The organism is Nocardioides sp. (assembly GCF_036274455.1).
Lineage (GTDB): Bacteria > Actinomycetota > Actinomycetes > Propionibacteriales > Nocardioidaceae > Nocardioides.
In genome coordinates this window covers 45,330-61,941 of sequence record NZ_DASUFR010000194.1, presented here as the reverse complement: position 1 = coordinate 61,941, position 16,612 = coordinate 45,330, and the positions used below count along the sequence as shown (strand labels likewise).

Sequence of the window (16,612 nt, the reverse complement as noted above, 5' to 3'; positions counted from 1 at the left end):
GGTCGATCCCGACCGTGCCGGACACGAATACAAAAGGCCCCGCTTTGACTGCCTGGCTGAACAAGGGCGAGCTGGGCGCGTCCGGGGTGGTGATGATCTGGCGTGGCATGTGGGTCCTCCTGGACTGAAGGCGAAGCCGGACCGGAAGGATCCCAGACTGCCCCACGGCGCCGTGAGCGTTGCACGCTCCGAGGCAGGGTGGGCTCGATTTGATGTCCGAGGCTGGTTGTGTCGCCATCAGTGACAGCAGCATCCGGATCTGCCGCGATCAGTGCGTCACGTCGCCGAATGTCAGAACGACGGATCCGATGCGCGTTCGCACGCTCATCGAGAGAGGCTCAGGTCCTACCCTGAGTAGGTGCTCGACCTGGGCGGACTCGACATTGAGGAGGTCGCTACCGCGCTAGCGGACCAGACTGACTACGAGCACCGATGGCTGATCGACCCTCGGACGGGCCAGGTGGCGTACTGGACCAGAGACACGGGCATCGACGGGGAGAACCCAGTGGAGATCGACGAGCTGGATCTCCTTGTCATCGACCCCCTCCCGTCCTACGTGTGGTATCAGGACATGGCCGACTTCGCGGACGGCATCACCGACGAAGCGACCGGTCGATGCTTGGCCCAGTCGCTGCAAGGGCGAGGCGCTTTCAGGCGATTCAAGAACCAGCTCTACGAACACCACCCCGAGCTGATCTCGGCGTGGCACGCGCTCCGTGATGTTCGAGCCCAACGGCGGGCCGTCGAGTGGCTGCTTGACCATGGACTCGTCGACGACACCGCCGCGCAACAGTTCGCGACCGACCACTCAGATCCCGCTCTCCCTTGAGTCGCACGCCGAGGAGGGTCCCAGCCTCGACGCTGCCACCGAGGACCAAGGAACGTCACTTCGCCGCGTGAGGGGCTGGTCGGCCGCCTCACCAGCCGATGTCGGATCAACTCGGGCCTTGACTAGGCCGTAGGTAGGCAGTCAGTCGAGCAGCGAGGTCCACGGAGGCTTCGATCCCTTCACGACGGATGGAGACGCTTTCCACGTTCAGGCCGAAGGGCACTCCGAGGCGGCGGCAGAAGTCGATGAGCTCGATGGCCATCGCCTGCGCCTGCTCCATGGAAGCCGCCAATTGGGTGGCCGAGTGCCGGAGGTCGTTCTCGATCCACCGCGGGACGTCGATGCCGAGCCAGCGAAGGAACTCGAGGGTCTTCATCGAGCCGCATACGGAGAAGGTGAACACGATCACGATCCCTTGGAGTCAGTCATCTAGGGCTCAGCAGATACCCGTACGTCGCATCCCGCGAAGTCGGCGAGATAGACCTGAGCGCGTCCGTTCGGCTCGAGCCGCAGCGGGCCCTGGCCTTGGGTCACTGTGCCGAGGTCCACCAGCTGTCCGTCCGCGGCATCGTGCAGCTCGAAATCGCACTCGCCGTAGCCGTTGAACGCCAGGACCTGCACAGCGACTTTGCCCGGAGTCTCGGGAGCCGCGAAGGCGTCGGTGTCCCCGGTGCCGGCTTTCTGGGCGAATGGCAGCGCGGCCATCCCGGACCCGGAGTGCTGGGCCACGAGGCAGCCCGAGTCGTTGGCTTCCCACCGGAACTTGCCTGCGGTCTGCATCTGGAACGTCTTGGTCCCCCAGACATTCTCGAATACCTTCCGATCGCCGGTGTCGGTGTTTGTCACGGTGACGATGCAGCCGTTGTCGCCAGCCTCGATCTTGTCGCTGATGACGAGCCGCCACGCGGCTGCCGAGGTGATCTCATTGCTCGCTGGGCGCGCCGCTTCCCCGGGCGAGTCTTCCTCGGGCGAGTCCTTCCCGGGCGAGTCACCGCGGTCCAGCAACAGCAGGGTGGCCGCGGTCCCGGCGGCCGCGAGGACCAGCGCAGCCGCGGCAGCGTAGAACAGGCGAGGGCGCCGCGGCCGAACTGGCCGAGCGAGGCGAGTCGGCCTGCCGACCGGAGTCGCGCGCTTCGACGCCGAAGTCCCCGGATCGAGTGCGCCGTCGTGGTGCGGCCAATCCTCGGCTGCCGTGGTGGGAGCAGCGGGCGAGATGCTCGACAGTGGACTCGGTTCCGCCGCCTCCCGCTGGTCCGGCGCCGTCGGCGGCTCAGCTGTGCCCGAGCCCGCCGCCTTTCCTGTCTGCGCCGTCACCGCTGCCGCACTGTCGTGCTCAGTCCGAATCTCGACAAGGGTTCTGTCGAGAACCTTGAGCAGCCGGCTGATGTCGAAGTCGAAGCGGGCCGGGCTGAGCTCGAGAGCCTGACGTCGCACCAGCCCGGCGAGGCTGGGCGGCAGCTCATCGGCGCGAGGCAACCGGGCCCCCTCAACCAGGATCGGGATGACGCGGACGTTGCGCGTCAAGGCGGCCTCGATCTCCAGTCGGACGAAGTCATCGGGGTCATCGAGGCGGCGCCGCCCACGCGCATCGGTGATCGCGAGCCACTGATCGCCGATCAGCGCCAGCAGCACATCGCAGGATCCGACGGCTCTGGTGATCACCTCGACGAAGTCGTCGCCCAACTGGATCGAGTCGACGTCCTTGAAGACCTGGCCGCCGTAACGGTTGGCCAGCCGGTCGTACAACCAGCCTGCCGGGTAGGCCGTCTCCTCCCGCCGGTAATTGATGAAGACCCGGCCCGGAACGGGCGCAGCCGATTCAACCATCAGCCCGACCTCGCGACTGCTGGCCCCGCATCCCAGCGAATGTCGACGCGAACGAGACGCGGCAGCGAGCGATGAAGTCCACGGCGCTCCACTCGACACCACCTCCAACCGCACGCGTCGACGCCAACATCGTGGCGGCGCGACTCTCCAAGTAGAGCACCCTCTGGCTCCCGGAGATACCGACGTGCGAGGCGAGCGTCGGTAGCACCGACCGGCGCGCTCGGACTACGCCGAGACCCTGCGCGGCCATCGCGTCCTGCACCCTCGGTCCAGGCGTACCCGTCTCAGACGGCGCGATGGTCCGGTACAACGCCCGTCACGCACCCAGTCGTGAAGCCCTCGCGCCTCCGCCGAGGCGCACGCACGTAGACGCATCAGCTCGGGGCAGGACCCGCGTCCCTCCGCCGCTTAGGACTGGCAAGATGTGAAGCGGCCGTCGCCGATCCGAGATGGTGCGCGATGCCAAGTTCGGCAGCCGGTAGGCCGGCCGCAGCTCATGAGAACCTCACCTCGCAACCTGGAACGTCGCCTTGACGAAAGAGATATGTGCCCGGCGGGGTTGAAGATCGGCCGTCGTCGGTGCAGGTGCCGGCCTCGCGTGCCGGGGGTGGTCGGTCTAGTTCGATGCCGCGCCGCGGTTGGCGCTCTGGAACCGGCGGGCGATGTCTGTTGCAGGGTGCCAGGTGATGTCGGGGAACTGCTGGGCGAGCGCGGAGGCGTCCGCGGACATGTCTGTGGTGTCCATGACGAGGGCGGCGCTTGTCTGCCGAGCCAGAGCAGGCGCCCACGGGGCCAGGACGATGGATAAGCATCGCAGCGCAGCGCGTGGGATGTGTCTGGTCTTGCTCGCCCCGAGGTGCTGCGCCAACTCGGTCATCGTCAGGTTGTCGAGGCCTGGGATGTCGATGACCTGGCCGCTCAGCGCCGGATCGGTGATCGCGCGCTCGGCGAGGGCGGCGACGTCCCGGACCGAGACGAAGTTGATCGGGTTGTCGGCTCGGCCGAAGACGATCGCTGGCCCACCCGATGCGAGCTTGGCACCGACGATGCCTGTCCATGTCTCGATGTAGGACGAGGGGCGCAGGATGGTCCACGGCAGTTCGCTGGCGCGCAGCTGCCGCTCGGCGGCGTACTTTGCGCGGTGCAGGGACATCGGATGGTCGAGTGCTGCATCGAGGACGGAGACCAACACGAATCGCTTCACGCCGGCGTCGAGCGCGACGCGCACGAGGTTGCCGTTGCCGTGGTTGTCGACCTCCTCCGGACCGGCGCCTCGGCCACCCAGGAAGCCGTGCACGGCAGAGATCACGACCGATGTCCCACGCATGGCGTCAGCCAAGCTCGAGGGGTCACGCACGTCGCCGATCGCAAGCTCGACAGGGAGTCCTTCCGCACGATCGGCATCTCGGGTCAGCACGCGAACCTCTCGGCCTGCTGCCGTGAGCCGGGCAACCAGCTCGCGGCCCAAGGTTCCCGTACCGCCGGCGATCAAGATCATGGTGTCTCGGCGCCGAGTGCACGAGCGACGGCGGCGTCCACGTTTCCGCTGGTGACTTCGACCGGCTCAAGGTAGAACCGGGCAGAGACGATCCGGTCGTGGTCGACTCCGAAGATGATCACCCCAGCCATGGCGTGTGCTGAGCCATCACGCCGCGTGCCGCTCATCTCCCACTCGGTCCACGCCATGTTTCCGTCGACCGCGCTGGCGGTCACCCGAGCCGTGATGTTCGGAACGCCGGCAAAGATCGACGTCCAGTTGCGACGGACCTGGTCGCGGCCCCTGAAGCCACGCAGAGGGTGGGCCGGCGTCTCGTTCACGTAGTCAGCTGCGAAGCAGGCCACCAGCGTGTCGATGTCGTGCGTGTTGGTCGCCTCAACGAGTCGTTCAACGACCTCGAGCGTCTCAGGCACGGGTACTCACCACTAACTGATACAGTCCCCCGTATTAGATCCAGAGCATGGAACGGAATGCATTGGAAGTCAAGACCAAGCGGCGATACGACGCCAGCCGTCGCCGCGCCCAAGCAGCGCGGACGCAAGAAGCGATTCTCCATACAGCGCGGCAACACTTCCTCGAGCACGGTTATGCAGCGACCACGGTGGCGCGGATCGCCGCGGAAGCCGGAACGTCCGTCGAAACCGTCTACAAAGCGTTCGGCGGGAAGTCAGGTCTCGTGCGCGCCCTCTGGCAGCGCGGGCTGGGCGGCCGCGGTACCGTCCCGGCTCCGGAGCGTTCCGACCGGCTGAGCTCGACCGAGACCGACCCGGTTCGCGTGCTGCGGGGGTGGGGGACCTTCACCACCGAGGTCGCACCCGAACTCGCTCCGATCCTGATGTTGGTCCGCGGCGCATCCGCCACCGATCCGGAGATGGCAGCTCTTCTCGCCGACGCCGAAGCCCAGCACCGCGCCCGGATGCGCCACAACGCCCGGCGCCTGCAGCAACGCGGCTGGCTGCGGCCCGGGATAGGCCTGGCGCAGGCCACCGACATCCTCTGGGCTTACAGCTCGACCGAGCTGTACGAGCTGCTCGTCGTCAAGTCAGGATGGCCGATCAAGCGCTACGGCGAGTTCATCGGTGACGCCCTGATAGCAGCCCTCCTACCAAGGCCCGTCAGCGAGTAACCACCAACCCGCGTGACTCCCCGATCCACGCCCCGTGCTGCAGCCGCCGAATGCTTCGGCCCTCGAGGGCAGCCGCGGCTTTGTCAGGCGGCCCGGGTATCGCTCACGATCGCCATCGGCGTGACCTCCGGACCGGTGTAGTCGCATTCGCTGCTCTCGTTGGCGTCGCCGGAGCCGATGCCAAAGTCATCGAGCGTCTTCTGTTCCCCAAAGGCGCGGAGCACTGGTCGCCGAGCATCACGCATCGAGATGATCGGGTGCCACGGGTACGCCGGGTTGTGCAGGCGGACGTCGATGTGTGAGAAGTTCGCCGGCGGACGTCGATGCACCGTGCTGATGCGCCGCAGGAAGCGATCCATCAAGGTGTTCGGCAGCATCACCTCCCGACCCTCCTCGCAACGCGCAGACGACGCTGGCAACGGCATGGCAACTCCCTTCCAAGTTTGTTGAATGGAAGACGCCGGCCACGACCCGTCTTATCGCCGCCTGTTGGCGTGCCTTGACCGGGGCTCGCCTGCCGCACAGGACGTGGTCCGAGCGCGCAGTTGCCGGCCCTCGGGATCGTCGCCGGTCGACGGGTGGCTCGGCGGAGCGTCAGTGATTCAGGGTGAGGTGTAGGTCCGTGCCGAGGATGGCCGCCAGTCGCCTGGCCTCTTTCTCGATCGCCTTGCGGGGTGGCGGCGTTCCTTCCAGCCAGGCGACAGTGAGCTCGTCACCCTTGGCTGCCCAGGTTCCGCACACGACCCCACCGGCGATCACCGGGTTCGCCTTGCGAGTCACCGCTTCCCGATGCGTTGACGGGGTGACATGGATGTCCTTGGCGCCAGGCCCCATCACCCACTGGTCGTGCCCGGGCAGGAACCGCACGGCGTTCGAGGGGCGTGCAGCGGCGAGGGACTCGACGTCCTCTGCGAGGGCGTAGGCCGGGGTGCCCTCGACATCGACCGCGACCAGTCGGTCGCCCAGCTCGGAAAGCCACCGGTCGAGGCGTTTGCGACCTGCGCTCAGGCCGCTGCCGAGCCAGTAGTGGATGTGGTCGAAGGTGGCAGGCCCGTAGGTCCGGAGGTACATCGTGATCGCGCGCGGACCGGCGTCGTCGAGGTCGGGGATGCCCTTCCACCTCGGATTGTGGTCGAGGCGTTGGCACGTGGGCTGCCCATCGCGTGGCAGCCCGAAGCTCATGTCCCCCTGCCAGGTCAGCGGCTTGACCAGCGTGCCCGCGCCGTCGTCGAAGACAGGCTTCAGGTGCCGGTAGGCGCGAGGTCTCGTCACGAGATCGCCCAGCTCGTGGATCGTCAACGGCCCGTCCTGCAGTGCGTCGCGGACGGCGGCCCGGAAGTCGGGCCAGTCCGCCGGGCCAAGCTGGTAGTACTCCACCCAGCTCGGCAACTCCCACTGCCGACCTGCCGCCCTCACAGCGAGGTAGACCCCACCCTCCTCCGGGGTCAGGTAATGCATCGACCCGCGGAACGCGAACACCTTGATCAGGCTCCCGTCCGCCAAGGCCTTTGAGAGCTCGCCCGGTCGCGACGTCGTACGCCGGGTCCGGACGGCTAGCTCGGCGAGTGACTCGTCCATCGCCAAGACCGCACCGAGCTGGCCCACCACGTCCGAGACAGACCCGGAGCCCACCGGATCGAGAAGGTGCCGCTCCATTCGCCAGCCGAGAGCAACTCCCCACGTGATCGAGATCTCGAGATCAGCGCCCATGCGCGCAGCCTTCCACCCATTCCGCGGCAGCTCGGTCGGGATCTGCTTCCGAGCGACGCCAGGAGCCAGTTGCGTTCGCATGCGGCTCGTCTTGGTCGATGGACGAACTGTGTGGAGCACCTGCGTCATATCGCGTAGGACGCATGGATCGGCCGATGAGGGTCGCCTCCGGTCAGACTGCATGGAGTCCACGAAGTCCTCCACCGGGCGCCGACCAAGAGGGAACCCCCAACGACAACCCGGTGTCCATCGAGCCGAACAACCCCTAGGTTCTGCGGAATGGAGCTCGAGCTGCGGGAGGTCACTCCCGAGGTGCTGGACGAGCTGCGCGCGCACGTGGTGCTTCCGCCCCATCAGGCGGAATGGGTCGGCGGCAGCGTCGACGATTCGCTGCAGGAGGCGGCCGAGCTACCTGAGGGCAAGCCCTGGCCGCGGGGCGTGTATCGCGACGGGGTGCCGGTCGGGTTCGTGATGCTGAGCTGGAACGTCGAGCCGCACCCGCCCAGTCTGTACGGACCGTGGTTCCTGTGGAAGCTGATGGTCGCCCCAGCGGCCCAGGGCACGGGCGTCGGCACGGCCGTGGTGCGGCACGTCGCCGCGCTCGTCAAGGAGCATGGAGCGACCGAGCTGCTGACGAGCTGCTTCCCAGAGGGCGAGCACACGCCGTACCCGTTCTACCTCGGGCTCGGGTTCGTGCCGACCGGCGAGTACGCCGAGTGGGACGAGGAGATCCTCGTGCTGACGCTTTGACCGAGCTGAGCCAGTCGCAGTCCACGAACCAGGGCATTCTCAGCGAGACCTTCGCGGGTACGTCGCGCGGTGAGCGCCATCGCCGAGCTGCTGGCCGAGTGCCGCCGCGAGCTGGAGACGGAGCACTTCCCGGCGCGCTCGTGGTCGACCGCAACGTCCTGGAGAGGCGGCTCGAACCGACGAGGCCAGGAGCGAAGGGGAGTCCGCACCGTTCTGAGCCGTTGACCCGCGCAGGTCGCGCTGGCGCGGCGGGAGTCCCCGCACCGGGGCCGCCTCCGCATCGAGCTTTTCGGGGTGACCGCGTGACGTCGCACCCGCGATGATCTGGCGATGGACGTGCGCGACGCCGAGTCGGGCGAGGACCTCGACAAGGTCCGCCGGCTGTTCCAGGCGTTCGTCGTGTGGCACCACCAACGGCAGGGACACAACGCCGGGCTCGTCACGTCGTACTTCGACGTCGCCGCGTGGCAGGCCGAGCTCAACGGGCTGCCGGGGGACTACGCCGCGGTCGAGGGCGGCGCGCTGCTGCTGGCGGAGGACCACGGCGTGGCACTGGGCTGCGTGGCGCTCCGCCAGCTCGACCACGAGTCCTGCGAGATGAAGAGGATGTACGTCGATGACGCGGGCCGCGGCCGAGGCGTCGGCCGCGCGCTCGGCGAGGCGGTCGTCCATCGGGCGCGCGACCTCGGCTACTCGGCGCTCTACCTCGACACCAGCGTCGAGCAGCACGAGGCGATCGGCCTCTACCGCAGCCTGGGTTTCGAGGAATGCGATCCGTTCCACGTGGTACCTGACGTCATGCAGGGATGGCTGCTCTTCTTCCGCAAGGCGCTGTGAGGCGATCGCATGGTCAAGCTGGTCGCGATCACGTGGATCGCGACCCTCGGATTCCTCAGCTACCGGCTCTCACTCACGCGACGCGCCGCGAAGCTGCAGCGCGCCGGTGAGGAGAAGCAGGCGGTGGTGCTCCGGGAGCGCGCGGTCGAGCTCCGGATGGCGGTCACGATGGTGCTGCTGACGACGTTCGCGGTGCTGCTCACGCTGGTCTTGGTGTAGGGGCGGGTCGTCCCGTCACGCCACCCACGTGATCAGCGCGAAGAGGAGCAGGTGCCCCGCACGATGCGCAGCCATGCCCGGCTGCTCCGCGGTCGCCTGCGACGTTCCGCCGTGCTGAACACGGCAGCAACTGAAGAAGTCTTCAATGTGCCACACTGACCCCTCGCGGCTGCGAGGCGAGGCACGCGGCCCGGGAGGGGGCTTGGACTGCCATGGCCGTACCGCTCTACCAGGCGAAGGCAGAGCTGTTCCGCACGCTGGGCCATCCGGCGCGCATCCGGATCCTGGAGCTGCTGTGCGAGCGGCCGCATGCGGTCCACGAGCTACGGCAGAGCATGGAGATCGAGGCCAGCAACCTCAGCCAGCAGCTGAGCGTGCTGCGCCGCGCGCAGCTGGTGGTGTCGTCGCGCGGGGGCGGCGAGGTCGTCTACTCCATCTCGGTGCCGGAGATCCGCGACCTTCTCCTGGCCGGCCGGCGGATCATGGTGCATCTGGCCCCGGACGTCGAGCTCGACTGGGCGAAGGGCTGACCGCTGCCGCGGCTGACGCGGCACCCGCAGCTAGCCTCCTGCCCATGCGCGACCCGGACTGCGTCTTCTGCTCGATCGTGGCGGGTGAGGTCGACGCGGACAGGGTGCTCGAGTCCGACGACTTCGTGGCGTTCCTCGACGCCCGCCCGGTCTTCAAGGGCCACGTCCTGCTGGTGCCGCGCGAGCACGTCGTCACCCTGCCCGACCTGCCGGCCGCCCTCCGCGACGGCTTCCTGGCCGCCACGCAGCGGCTCGCCACGGCGGTGGTCGACGGGCTCGGCGCCCAGGGCAGCTTCGTGGCGGTCAACAACGTGGTCAGCCAGTCGGTGCCGCACCTCCATGTCCACGTCGTCCCGCGGACCAAGGGCGACGGCCTGCGCGGGTTCTTCTGGCCACGCACCAAGTACGCCGACCCGGCCGAGCGGGCGACGTACGCCGAGCGGATCCGCTCGGCGATGACCTGAGCCAGAACGCCACGCGGCCGTCAGGTCGGCCCTACCATGACGCGGTGATCGCGCCCAGGCTCGCTGCGTTGCCGGCCCTCGCGGCGGCCCTGGCCCTGTTCTCGGGGTGCGGCGACCTGTCGGGGACCGTGGCCCAGAAGGGCACGGCCACTGCGGCCACCGCTACTGCCTCACCGACCCCCGAGTCGCCACCGTCGACCCCGGACCCGGCACCGTCGACCCTGCCACCACCGTCCGGCCTGCCCACGCCGGCGCGGGCCCCGCACGGTCCGACCAGACGGGTCGAGTCCAGCGGCATCTCCTTCGAGGTGCCGTCGGGCTGGCTCGAGCTGGACGCCGCCGACCTCGCTGACGGCCTGGGCAGCAGTGACCTCCTCACCGATCTGGCCGACCGCTCCGGGCTCGATCCCGACCAGCTCGTCGAGATGATGGAGTCGATCGACCTCTACCTCGTGAGCGACGACGGTGCACATGCGGGCTTCGTCGACAACATCAACGTGATCGAGCAGCCGATCGCCCTCCAGAACGACTCCCAGGTGGAGCTCGGGCTGCTCACGCTGGGCGCGAAGGACATCGACGTCCGGCACGAGTCGACGGGCGCCGGCGACGCCACGATCGCGTCCTACGCCCTGGACTTCTCCGGCAGGCACGCCGAGGCCACGGTCATCGTCGTCGCGGCCGGGGAGGGCACCGCCGCGGTCACCATCGCCGCGAGCGACGCCCCGACGTTGCAGGGCCTGGTCCGGACGGTCCTCGGCTCGATGAGGACCACCGATGCACCGATCGGCTGAGCCCGGCGGCAACCCGGCGGCAACCCGGCGGCAACCCGGCGACTCCACCGCGCGTCTTCGTTGACATGAAGCTGCGCTCCCTCGTCCCGGCCCGCGCCGGTGCGCTCGCCAGCCTGATCGCCAGCCTGATCGCCAGGCTGATCGCCGGTGTCCTCGCCTCGGTCCTCATCATCACGTCGGCTCCGCTCGCCGGGGCCGCGTCCGCGCCGTCGCCCGGCCAGCGGTGGGCGCTTCGCGCCGCTGCCGTCGCACCCGGCTCCTACCTCACCACCGTCGAGCGGGGCCCCGGCACCAGCGACGGCGGGATCCGTGCTCGCCGAGAGTGGCTCGTGCTCGTGGGCCCGACGGGGGACACCCGCACCGTCTATGTGCGCAAGGTCACCCGCAAGGCCGGCTACTTCCAGCTCGCCGACTGGTCGGCCGACGGGAGCACAGCCCTGCTGCTGGTGGACGGCCCACACGGCTCGCGGCCGGTCGTCGTCGACGTCGCGGCCGGCACCGCCACGACGCTCCACGTTGAGCGGCTGAGCTCGGCCGTGCTCGACCCGTCCGGCACCGGGATCCTCGCTGCGGTGTGGAAGGGCAACCACAGCAACAAGCAGGTGCTCGAGCGCATCGCGTGGACCGGCGCGGTGACGGTCCTGATGGAGTCGACCAACGGCAACATCGCCCCGGCGCCGAACGGGACCGTGCTCACCCAGGACGCCGACCGGCCCCACGTCCAGCTCCTGCTGTCGATCTCCACCGGTGCCGTCGTGCACGAGTTCCGCCACCGCGGCTACTGCACGCCGGTCCGCTGGTGGGACGCGACCCGGCTGCTCGAGATGTGCGGTCGCAACCTCTTCCTCGTGGACCCGACCACCGGGCGGTTCGACCAGCTGACCAGCGGCCACGGGCGCGGTGACTACGGGCACCTCGACGCGCGGTACGTCGGCTCGAGGCTCTACGTCCAGGTGGCGGGCGCCTGCGGCTACACCTACGTCGCGAAGGTGACCCGGAAGGGCACGAAGCACCTGAAGGTGCCCGGCGCCGTCGGCAACGTGCTGATGGTCAACGCCGTCGGCAACGATCTGATCCTCGAGCACGCGGCCAGCTGCGACGGCGCCCGGCCCCGCTCGATGCTGACCCGGTTCGACCCCGTGACCCACGACGAGACCCCGATGCTGGTGCTCGAGAAGCGCGAAGCGTTCGGCCGGATCATGCTGCTCGGCGAGGTCTATGCCTCGGTGTACTGACCCGACCCGCGGATTCGGACCGGCTGGGGCCGTCCCCTACAGTCGGGGTCCATGGGTCGATACGACGGTCGCGTCGCAGTGGTCACCGGAGCCGCCCGTGGCATCGGGTTCGGCTGCGCCACCCGCTTCGCGGAGGAGGGGGCGTCGGTCGCGGTCGTCGACCTCGACGAGTCCGCCGCCGCGGAGGCCGCCGCGAAGCTGCCGCTGCAGGGTGAGGGCAGGGCGGTCGGCATCGGCGCCGACGTGAGCAACACCGACTCCGCCGAGGCCGCGGTCGCGCGCGTCGTCGAGGAGCTCGGCGGGATCCACGTGCTGGTCAACAACGCCGGCATCACCCGCGACAACCTGCTGTTCAAGATGACCGACGAGGACTGGGACCTGGTGATCGGGGTGCACCTGCGCGGCGCGTTCCTGATGACCCGGGCCGCCCAGCGGCCCTTCGTCGAGCAGAAGTACGGCAAGATCCTCAACCTTTCCAGCGTCAGCGCGCTGGGCAACCGCGGCCAGGCCAACTACTCGGCCGCGAAGATGGGGATCCAGGGGTTCACCCGCACCCTGGGCATCGAGCTCGGCCCGTTCGGGATCAACGCCAACGCCATCGCCCCCGGCTTCATCGCCACCGAGATGACCGACGCCACCGCGCGCCGGCTCAAGATGGAGCCCGAGGAGCTGCGCCGGCTCAACGCCGAGTCCAACCCGGTCCGCCGGGTCGGCGAGCCCGCCGACATCGCCGCCGCGGCGGCGTTCCTGTGCAGCGACGAGGCCTCCTACATCACCGGCCAGACGCTGTACGTCGACGGCGGGGCCAAGCTGGGCTGACCCGCCGAGACCGCTCCAGACCGGTCGGGGCGAGCCTTCGGGAACGTCGGCGCGCCTCCCGCTGTCCGAGACAGGGTGGGCGCACCATCGAAGTCAACCAGTTCAGTAGAGAACTCTTCCCCGATGATCGGAGTACGCACGTGCGACGTCGTGCCGTGACCGCCGCAGCAGCTCTCCTCGCCACCACCCTCGTCCTCGCCGGCTGCGGCAGCGACGACGGGTCCGACGACGGAGACGGCAAGGGCGGACCGGACGCCCAGAACGTTGCGGCCGCCACGACGGTCAAGTCGACCTGGCCGCTGACCGGCCTCCCGGTCACCGGTGACGACGAGGCCGCCCAGAAGCACCCGGTGATGGTCCTGAAGATGGACAACACCCCCGCCAGCGCTCCCCAGAAGGGGCTGGGCTCGGCGGACATGGTGGTCGAGGAGCTGGTCGAGGGCGGCATGACCCGGCTGGCGGCGTTCTACTACTCCCACATCCCTGGTGACGTCGGGCCGGTGCGGTCGATGCGCGCCAGCGACATCGGCATCGTCTCGCCGGTCAAGGCGACGGTGGTGACCTCGGGCGCCGCCCAGGTGACGATCAACCGGATCGATGGTGCCGGGATCACGTGGTACACCGAGGGCGACAAGGGGTTCTACCGCGACTCCAGCCGGCACGCGCCCTACAACCTGTTCACCAACATGTCCGAGACCGCCTCGCTGGTCGACCAGAAGGAGCCGGAGCGGCCGGCCGACTACCTCCCGTGGGGCGACGAGAAGGACTTCCCGCAGGGCCAGCCGGCCCGCACCATCGCCGCGTCGTTCTCGGGCGGGCACACCACCAACTGGACCTTCCAGAACGGCGCCTACGACAACGAGAACACCTACGCCGCCGCGGGTGATGAGTTCCCCGCCGACACGGTCCTGGTGCTCCGGGTGAAGGTCGGCGACGCGGGCTACCGCGACCCGGCCGGTAACCCGGTCCCGGAGACGCAGTTCACCGGCCAGGGCCAGGCGCTGATCTTCCACGCCGGGCGGCTGGTGCGCGCGCAGTGGACCAAGGACTCGCTGGGCTCGCCCATCAAGCTGTCGACCGAGGCCGGCGAGCTCACGGTGCCGGCCGGGCACACCTGGCTCGAGCTGGTGCCGCAGGTCGGCGGAAGCGTCCGCTTCACCAAGTAGTCAGCGAGCAGCCGGGTCGGCTGGGCTCAGTCGGCCACCCACTCGGGCTGCACGCCCGCGTCGGCCATCGACTGGAAGCCCGCGATGATGAAGCCGATCGCGGCCTCGACCCGGTCCGCGGCCTCCTCGGCGTCCTCGGCGGTCGCAACCGACTCGCCCGCCGACGACAGCGCGCCGAAGAAGATCCGCGCGAAGGTCTGCACCATCCCCTCGTCCAGCGCCCACGAGCCGGCGCTGAGCACCGAGCGGACGATGTCGACGACGGTCGCGAACGTCGACCGCTCCTCCTGCTCGCGGTAGCGCTCGTAGCCCAGCACCGACGGGCCCTCCTGGATCACGATCCGGCGGTAGCGCGGCTCCTGCACCACCCCAAGGAAGGCCCGCAGCCCGGCCTGGGCCTTCAGCCAGGGGTCCTTCTTGCCTTGCAGCGAGCTGTTGATCGTCTTGGAGGCGTCGGCCTCGACGCGCTCGAAGACCGCCTCGAACAGCGCCTGCTTGCCGCTGAAGTGGTGGTAGAGCGCGCCCTTGGTCACGCGGGCACCGGCGACGATGGCGTCCAGCGAGGTGCTGGCGTAGCCGTGCTCGGTGAACAGCTCCTCCGCGACGTCGACCAGCGCGCGCTTGGTCGATGCGGAGTACTGCTGGCGCCGGGACGCACCGGGGACAGCTGGCACCTTGGGCACCACGAGGCGGGCCACCGACTTGGGCATTCCGGCAGGGTAGTCGGAAACCGACCGCCGGTATGCCGAGGCCGGCCCGGCACTGCTCCGCCCTGCCACCTGCGGGCGCCGGATCCGAGGTCGTTCGTGGTTTGACGGTCGTGCGGGTGCGCCATGATGTCGACATGGCCGACCGGACGTCCGACGTGCGGCCCGGCATGCTGCTCGTGGCCACACCGCAGCTGCTCGACCCCAACTTCGTCGACACCGTCGTGCTCATGCTCGACGTCGACGAGGGCGGGGCGCTGGGCGTCGTCCTCAACCGCCCGTCCGGGATCCCGGTATCCGACGTCCTCGAGACCTGGGGCGAGATCGCCTCGGAGCCGGAGGTGCTCTTCCGCGGCGGCCCGGTGAGCACCGAGGGCGCACTCGGGGTGGCCCTGCTGCGCGACCGCAACGACGTGCCGGTCGGCTTCCGGGAGGTCGACGGGCTGCTCGGGCTGGTCGACCTGGACACGCCGGTCGAGCTGGTCACGGGATCGCTGGCGGGGATGCGGGTCTTCGCCGGGTACGCCGGCTGGGGCGCCGAGCAGCTGGCCACGGAGATCGACGAGGGCAGCTGGTACGTCGTACCGGGCGAGGCGCCCGACGTCTTCCGGCTCGACCCCAGCGACCTGTGGCGCGAGGTGCTCCGCCGCCAGCCGGGCAACCTCGCCTGGCACTCGACCCGGCCGGTCGACCCCGAGCTCAACTGAGTGCTCAGCTGACCGTCCCGCGGGTCGCGTCGCCCTCGCCCCGCTGCGCTGCTTCGGGGGCCGTGCGACCCATCACCAGCGTGGCGAGCAGCGGGCACAACAGCACGGTCGCCGCGCCGGCGCCGACGAGCACCGACGCGTTCTTGCCGGTCATCTGTCCCGCGGACACAGCAACCGAGGTGACGGCCACGATGATCGGCAGGCCGGTGGAGGAGAAGAGGGCCACGGCGAGCCCGTCGCGGTCGGTGAGCCGTGACGGGCCACGCTCGAGGCGACAGGCGCCGAGCACCGGCAGTCCGCGAGCGACCAGGATCAACACGATCACCGCGACGAAGGCGCCCGGCTCGTCCACGATCGCCTGGGGGTCCAGCCCCATGCCCGAGTGGACGAAGAAGATCGGCACGAGCAGGCCGAACGCGATCCCCTCGAGCCTGGCCTCCAGGTGCTCGTCGCCCTCAGGGATGGCGATGCGAAGGATGAAGCCGGCCGCGAAGGCGGCCAGGACGATGTCGAGGTGGAAGGCCGTCGCGACGGCCAGCAGGCTGACCAGGAGCAGCATCGTCACCCGCACCGTCGTCTGGCCGGTGGTCTCCGCCCCCCTCCGGATGAGCTCCAGGATCTGCGACTCGCGACGTTGCAGCCGCAGTGACCAGACGGTCACCAGCAGTGCGAACGCCGCGAACGCCGCCAGGACGACCAGGGATCGGATCGGTCCCCGGGTGCCGAGCAGCAGCGCGATCGCCACGATCGGCCCCAGCTCGCCGACGGCACCGTGCCGCAGGACGTGCTCACCGACCGGCCGCCCGAGCAGGCCGCCGTCCTTGAGGATCGGCAGCAGGGTTCCGAGCGCGGTCGAGGTGAGCGCGATCGCGAGTGCGACCTCGGCGTGGACCAGTCCTGCCGCGTCGAGCAGCGCAACCAGGCCGAACGCGACGGCCAGGCTCGTCAGCCAGGTCCACATGGCGCGGCGGCCGGCGCTGCCGGTGAGCTCGGCCGGGTCGATCTCGAAGCCGGCCTGGAGGAAGAGCATCGCGAGCCCCAGGTCGCTGAGCATGTCGATCGCCTCGTCGGGCTCGGCCAGCCCGATGCCGAACGGCCCGATCACCACCCCGAGCACCAGCAGCAGCACGACTTCGGGCACCAGACGCCGCGGCACCGCACCCGAGACCAGCGGCGCGACGACGGCGACCAGCGAGATCCAGAACAGCGACTCGATCGACATCGCGACCTCCCGCGCCCGAGCCTAGATGGCTGATTCCAAGGGATCGTGCAAGCGAGCGGCGTTCAGCGCCGCGCTGGCAAGGCGCGGGCGCGATGTCGTACTTGGTCGTCCAACGAGCGTCCGCAACGCCGCCAGCGTGGATGCTGAGCGTCGCGTAGCGTGCGAGCCCTTGGAA

20 protein-coding genes are annotated in these 16,612 nt (G+C 69.3%); 12 read left to right on the top strand and 8 right to left on the bottom strand.

Translation table 11 applies throughout. The features are described 5' to 3' along the window. Positions 1-358: 358 nt before the first annotated feature. Complete coding sequence (locus VFV89_RS19620; protein ID WP_329707659.1) at positions 359-829, top strand: UPF0158 family protein; 471 nt, start codon at positions 359-361, stop codon at positions 827-829. A 106-nt stretch (positions 830-935) separates the two neighbouring features. On the opposite strand, the gene VFV89_RS19615 is transcribed toward VFV89_RS19620, so the two are convergent. From VFV89_RS19615 to VFV89_RS19600, 4 genes are all read right to left on the bottom strand, one after another. Continuing rightward, positions 936-1,238: a hypothetical protein gene (locus VFV89_RS19615; RefSeq protein ID WP_329707658.1), complete on the bottom strand. Its 303-nt coding sequence runs from the start codon at positions 1,236-1,238 to the stop codon at positions 936-938. A 20-nt stretch (positions 1,239-1,258) separates the two neighbouring features. Beyond that, positions 1,259-2,656 (bottom strand): toll/interleukin-1 receptor domain-containing protein, encoded by a 1,398-nt coding sequence (locus VFV89_RS19610; RefSeq protein ID WP_329707657.1) that lies wholly within the window; start codon positions 2,654-2,656, stop codon positions 1,259-1,261. 616 nt (positions 2,657-3,272) lie between these two features. Continuing rightward, positions 3,273-4,154 (bottom strand): SDR family oxidoreductase, encoded by an 882-nt coding sequence (locus tag VFV89_RS19605; RefSeq protein WP_329707656.1) that lies wholly within the window; start codon positions 4,152-4,154, stop codon positions 3,273-3,275. After that, a complete protein-coding gene (locus tag VFV89_RS19600; RefSeq protein WP_329707655.1) occupies positions 4,151-4,567 on the bottom strand; it encodes a nuclear transport factor 2 family protein in 417 nt (138 codons plus the stop codon). Before VFV89_RS19600 ends, VFV89_RS19605 begins: the two co-directional genes overlap by 4 nt. A 47-nt stretch (positions 4,568-4,614) precedes the next feature. On the opposite strand from VFV89_RS19600, the gene VFV89_RS19595 reads away from it, so the two are divergent. Further along, positions 4,615-5,280 (top strand): helix-turn-helix domain-containing protein, encoded by a 666-nt coding sequence (locus VFV89_RS19595; RefSeq protein ID WP_329707654.1) that lies wholly within the window; start codon positions 4,615-4,617, stop codon positions 5,278-5,280. A gap of 83 nt (positions 5,281-5,363) precedes the next feature. Here the strand turns inward: VFV89_RS19595 and VFV89_RS19590 are convergent, their stop codons facing one another. Further along, on the bottom strand, positions 5,364-5,660 hold the full coding sequence (locus tag VFV89_RS19590) for a hypothetical protein (protein WP_329707653.1): 297 nt from the start codon (positions 5,658-5,660) through the stop codon (positions 5,364-5,366). Between the two features lie 214 nt (positions 5,661-5,874). Then, positions 5,875-7,119, bottom strand: a complete 1,245-nt coding sequence (locus tag VFV89_RS19585) for a winged helix DNA-binding domain-containing protein (protein ID WP_329707652.1) — start codon at positions 7,117-7,119, stop codon at positions 5,875-5,877. A gap of 150 nt (positions 7,120-7,269) precedes the next feature. Between VFV89_RS19585 and VFV89_RS19580 the strand changes: the two genes are divergently transcribed. The 9 genes from VFV89_RS19580 (at position 7,270) to VFV89_RS19540 (ending at position 13,801) form a co-directional block, all read left to right on the top strand. Then, positions 7,270-7,740, top strand: coding sequence for a GNAT family N-acetyltransferase (locus tag VFV89_RS19580; RefSeq protein WP_329707651.1), 471 nt, complete (start codon positions 7,270-7,272; stop codon positions 7,738-7,740). Between the two features lie 330 nt (positions 7,741-8,070). Beyond that, entirely contained in the window at positions 8,071-8,577 is a 507-nt protein-coding gene (locus VFV89_RS19575; protein WP_329707650.1) for a GNAT family N-acetyltransferase, read from the top strand. Positions 8,578-8,586: 9 nt separating this feature from the next. Next, positions 8,587-8,796: a hypothetical protein gene (locus tag VFV89_RS19570; RefSeq protein ID WP_329707649.1), complete on the top strand. Its 210-nt coding sequence runs from the start codon at positions 8,587-8,589 to the stop codon at positions 8,794-8,796. A 212-nt stretch (positions 8,797-9,008) separates the two neighbouring features. After that, positions 9,009-9,326: a metalloregulator ArsR/SmtB family transcription factor gene (locus VFV89_RS19565; protein WP_329707648.1), complete on the top strand. Its 318-nt coding sequence runs from the start codon at positions 9,009-9,011 to the stop codon at positions 9,324-9,326. Positions 9,327-9,370: 44 nt separating this feature from the next. After that, positions 9,371-9,790, top strand: a complete 420-nt coding sequence (locus VFV89_RS19560) for an HIT family protein (RefSeq protein WP_329707647.1) — start codon at positions 9,371-9,373, stop codon at positions 9,788-9,790. Between the two features lie 44 nt (positions 9,791-9,834). Next, a complete protein-coding gene (locus VFV89_RS19555; protein ID WP_329707646.1) occupies positions 9,835-10,581 on the top strand; it encodes a hypothetical protein in 747 nt (248 codons plus the stop codon). Between the two features lie 65 nt (positions 10,582-10,646). Then, complete coding sequence (locus VFV89_RS19550; protein ID WP_329707645.1) at positions 10,647-11,816, top strand: hypothetical protein; 1,170 nt, start codon at positions 10,647-10,649, stop codon at positions 11,814-11,816. A gap of 51 nt (positions 11,817-11,867) precedes the next feature. Then, positions 11,868-12,635 (top strand): 3-oxoacyl-ACP reductase FabG, encoded by a 768-nt coding sequence (locus tag VFV89_RS19545; protein WP_329707644.1) that lies wholly within the window; start codon positions 11,868-11,870, stop codon positions 12,633-12,635. Positions 12,636-12,790: 155 nt separating this feature from the next. Further along, positions 12,791-13,801: a DUF3048 domain-containing protein gene (locus VFV89_RS19540; RefSeq protein ID WP_329707643.1), complete on the top strand. Its 1,011-nt coding sequence runs from the start codon at positions 12,791-12,793 to the stop codon at positions 13,799-13,801. 26 nt (positions 13,802-13,827) lie between these two features. Here the strand turns inward: VFV89_RS19540 and VFV89_RS19535 are convergent, their stop codons facing one another. Then, positions 13,828-14,511 (bottom strand): TetR/AcrR family transcriptional regulator, encoded by a 684-nt coding sequence (locus tag VFV89_RS19535; protein ID WP_329707642.1) that lies wholly within the window; start codon positions 14,509-14,511, stop codon positions 13,828-13,830. 134 nt (positions 14,512-14,645) lie between these two features. Here VFV89_RS19535 and VFV89_RS19530 point away from each other — a divergent pair, with 134 nt between their 5' ends. After that, complete coding sequence (locus VFV89_RS19530) at positions 14,646-15,215, top strand: YqgE/AlgH family protein (protein ID WP_329707641.1); 570 nt, start codon at positions 14,646-14,648, stop codon at positions 15,213-15,215. Between the two features lie 4 nt (positions 15,216-15,219). On the opposite strand, the gene VFV89_RS19525 is transcribed toward VFV89_RS19530, so the two are convergent. Then, positions 15,220-16,437, bottom strand: coding sequence for a cation:proton antiporter (locus VFV89_RS19525; RefSeq protein WP_329707640.1), 1,218 nt, complete (start codon positions 16,435-16,437; stop codon positions 15,220-15,222). Between the last annotated feature and the right edge of the window lie 175 nt (positions 16,438-16,612).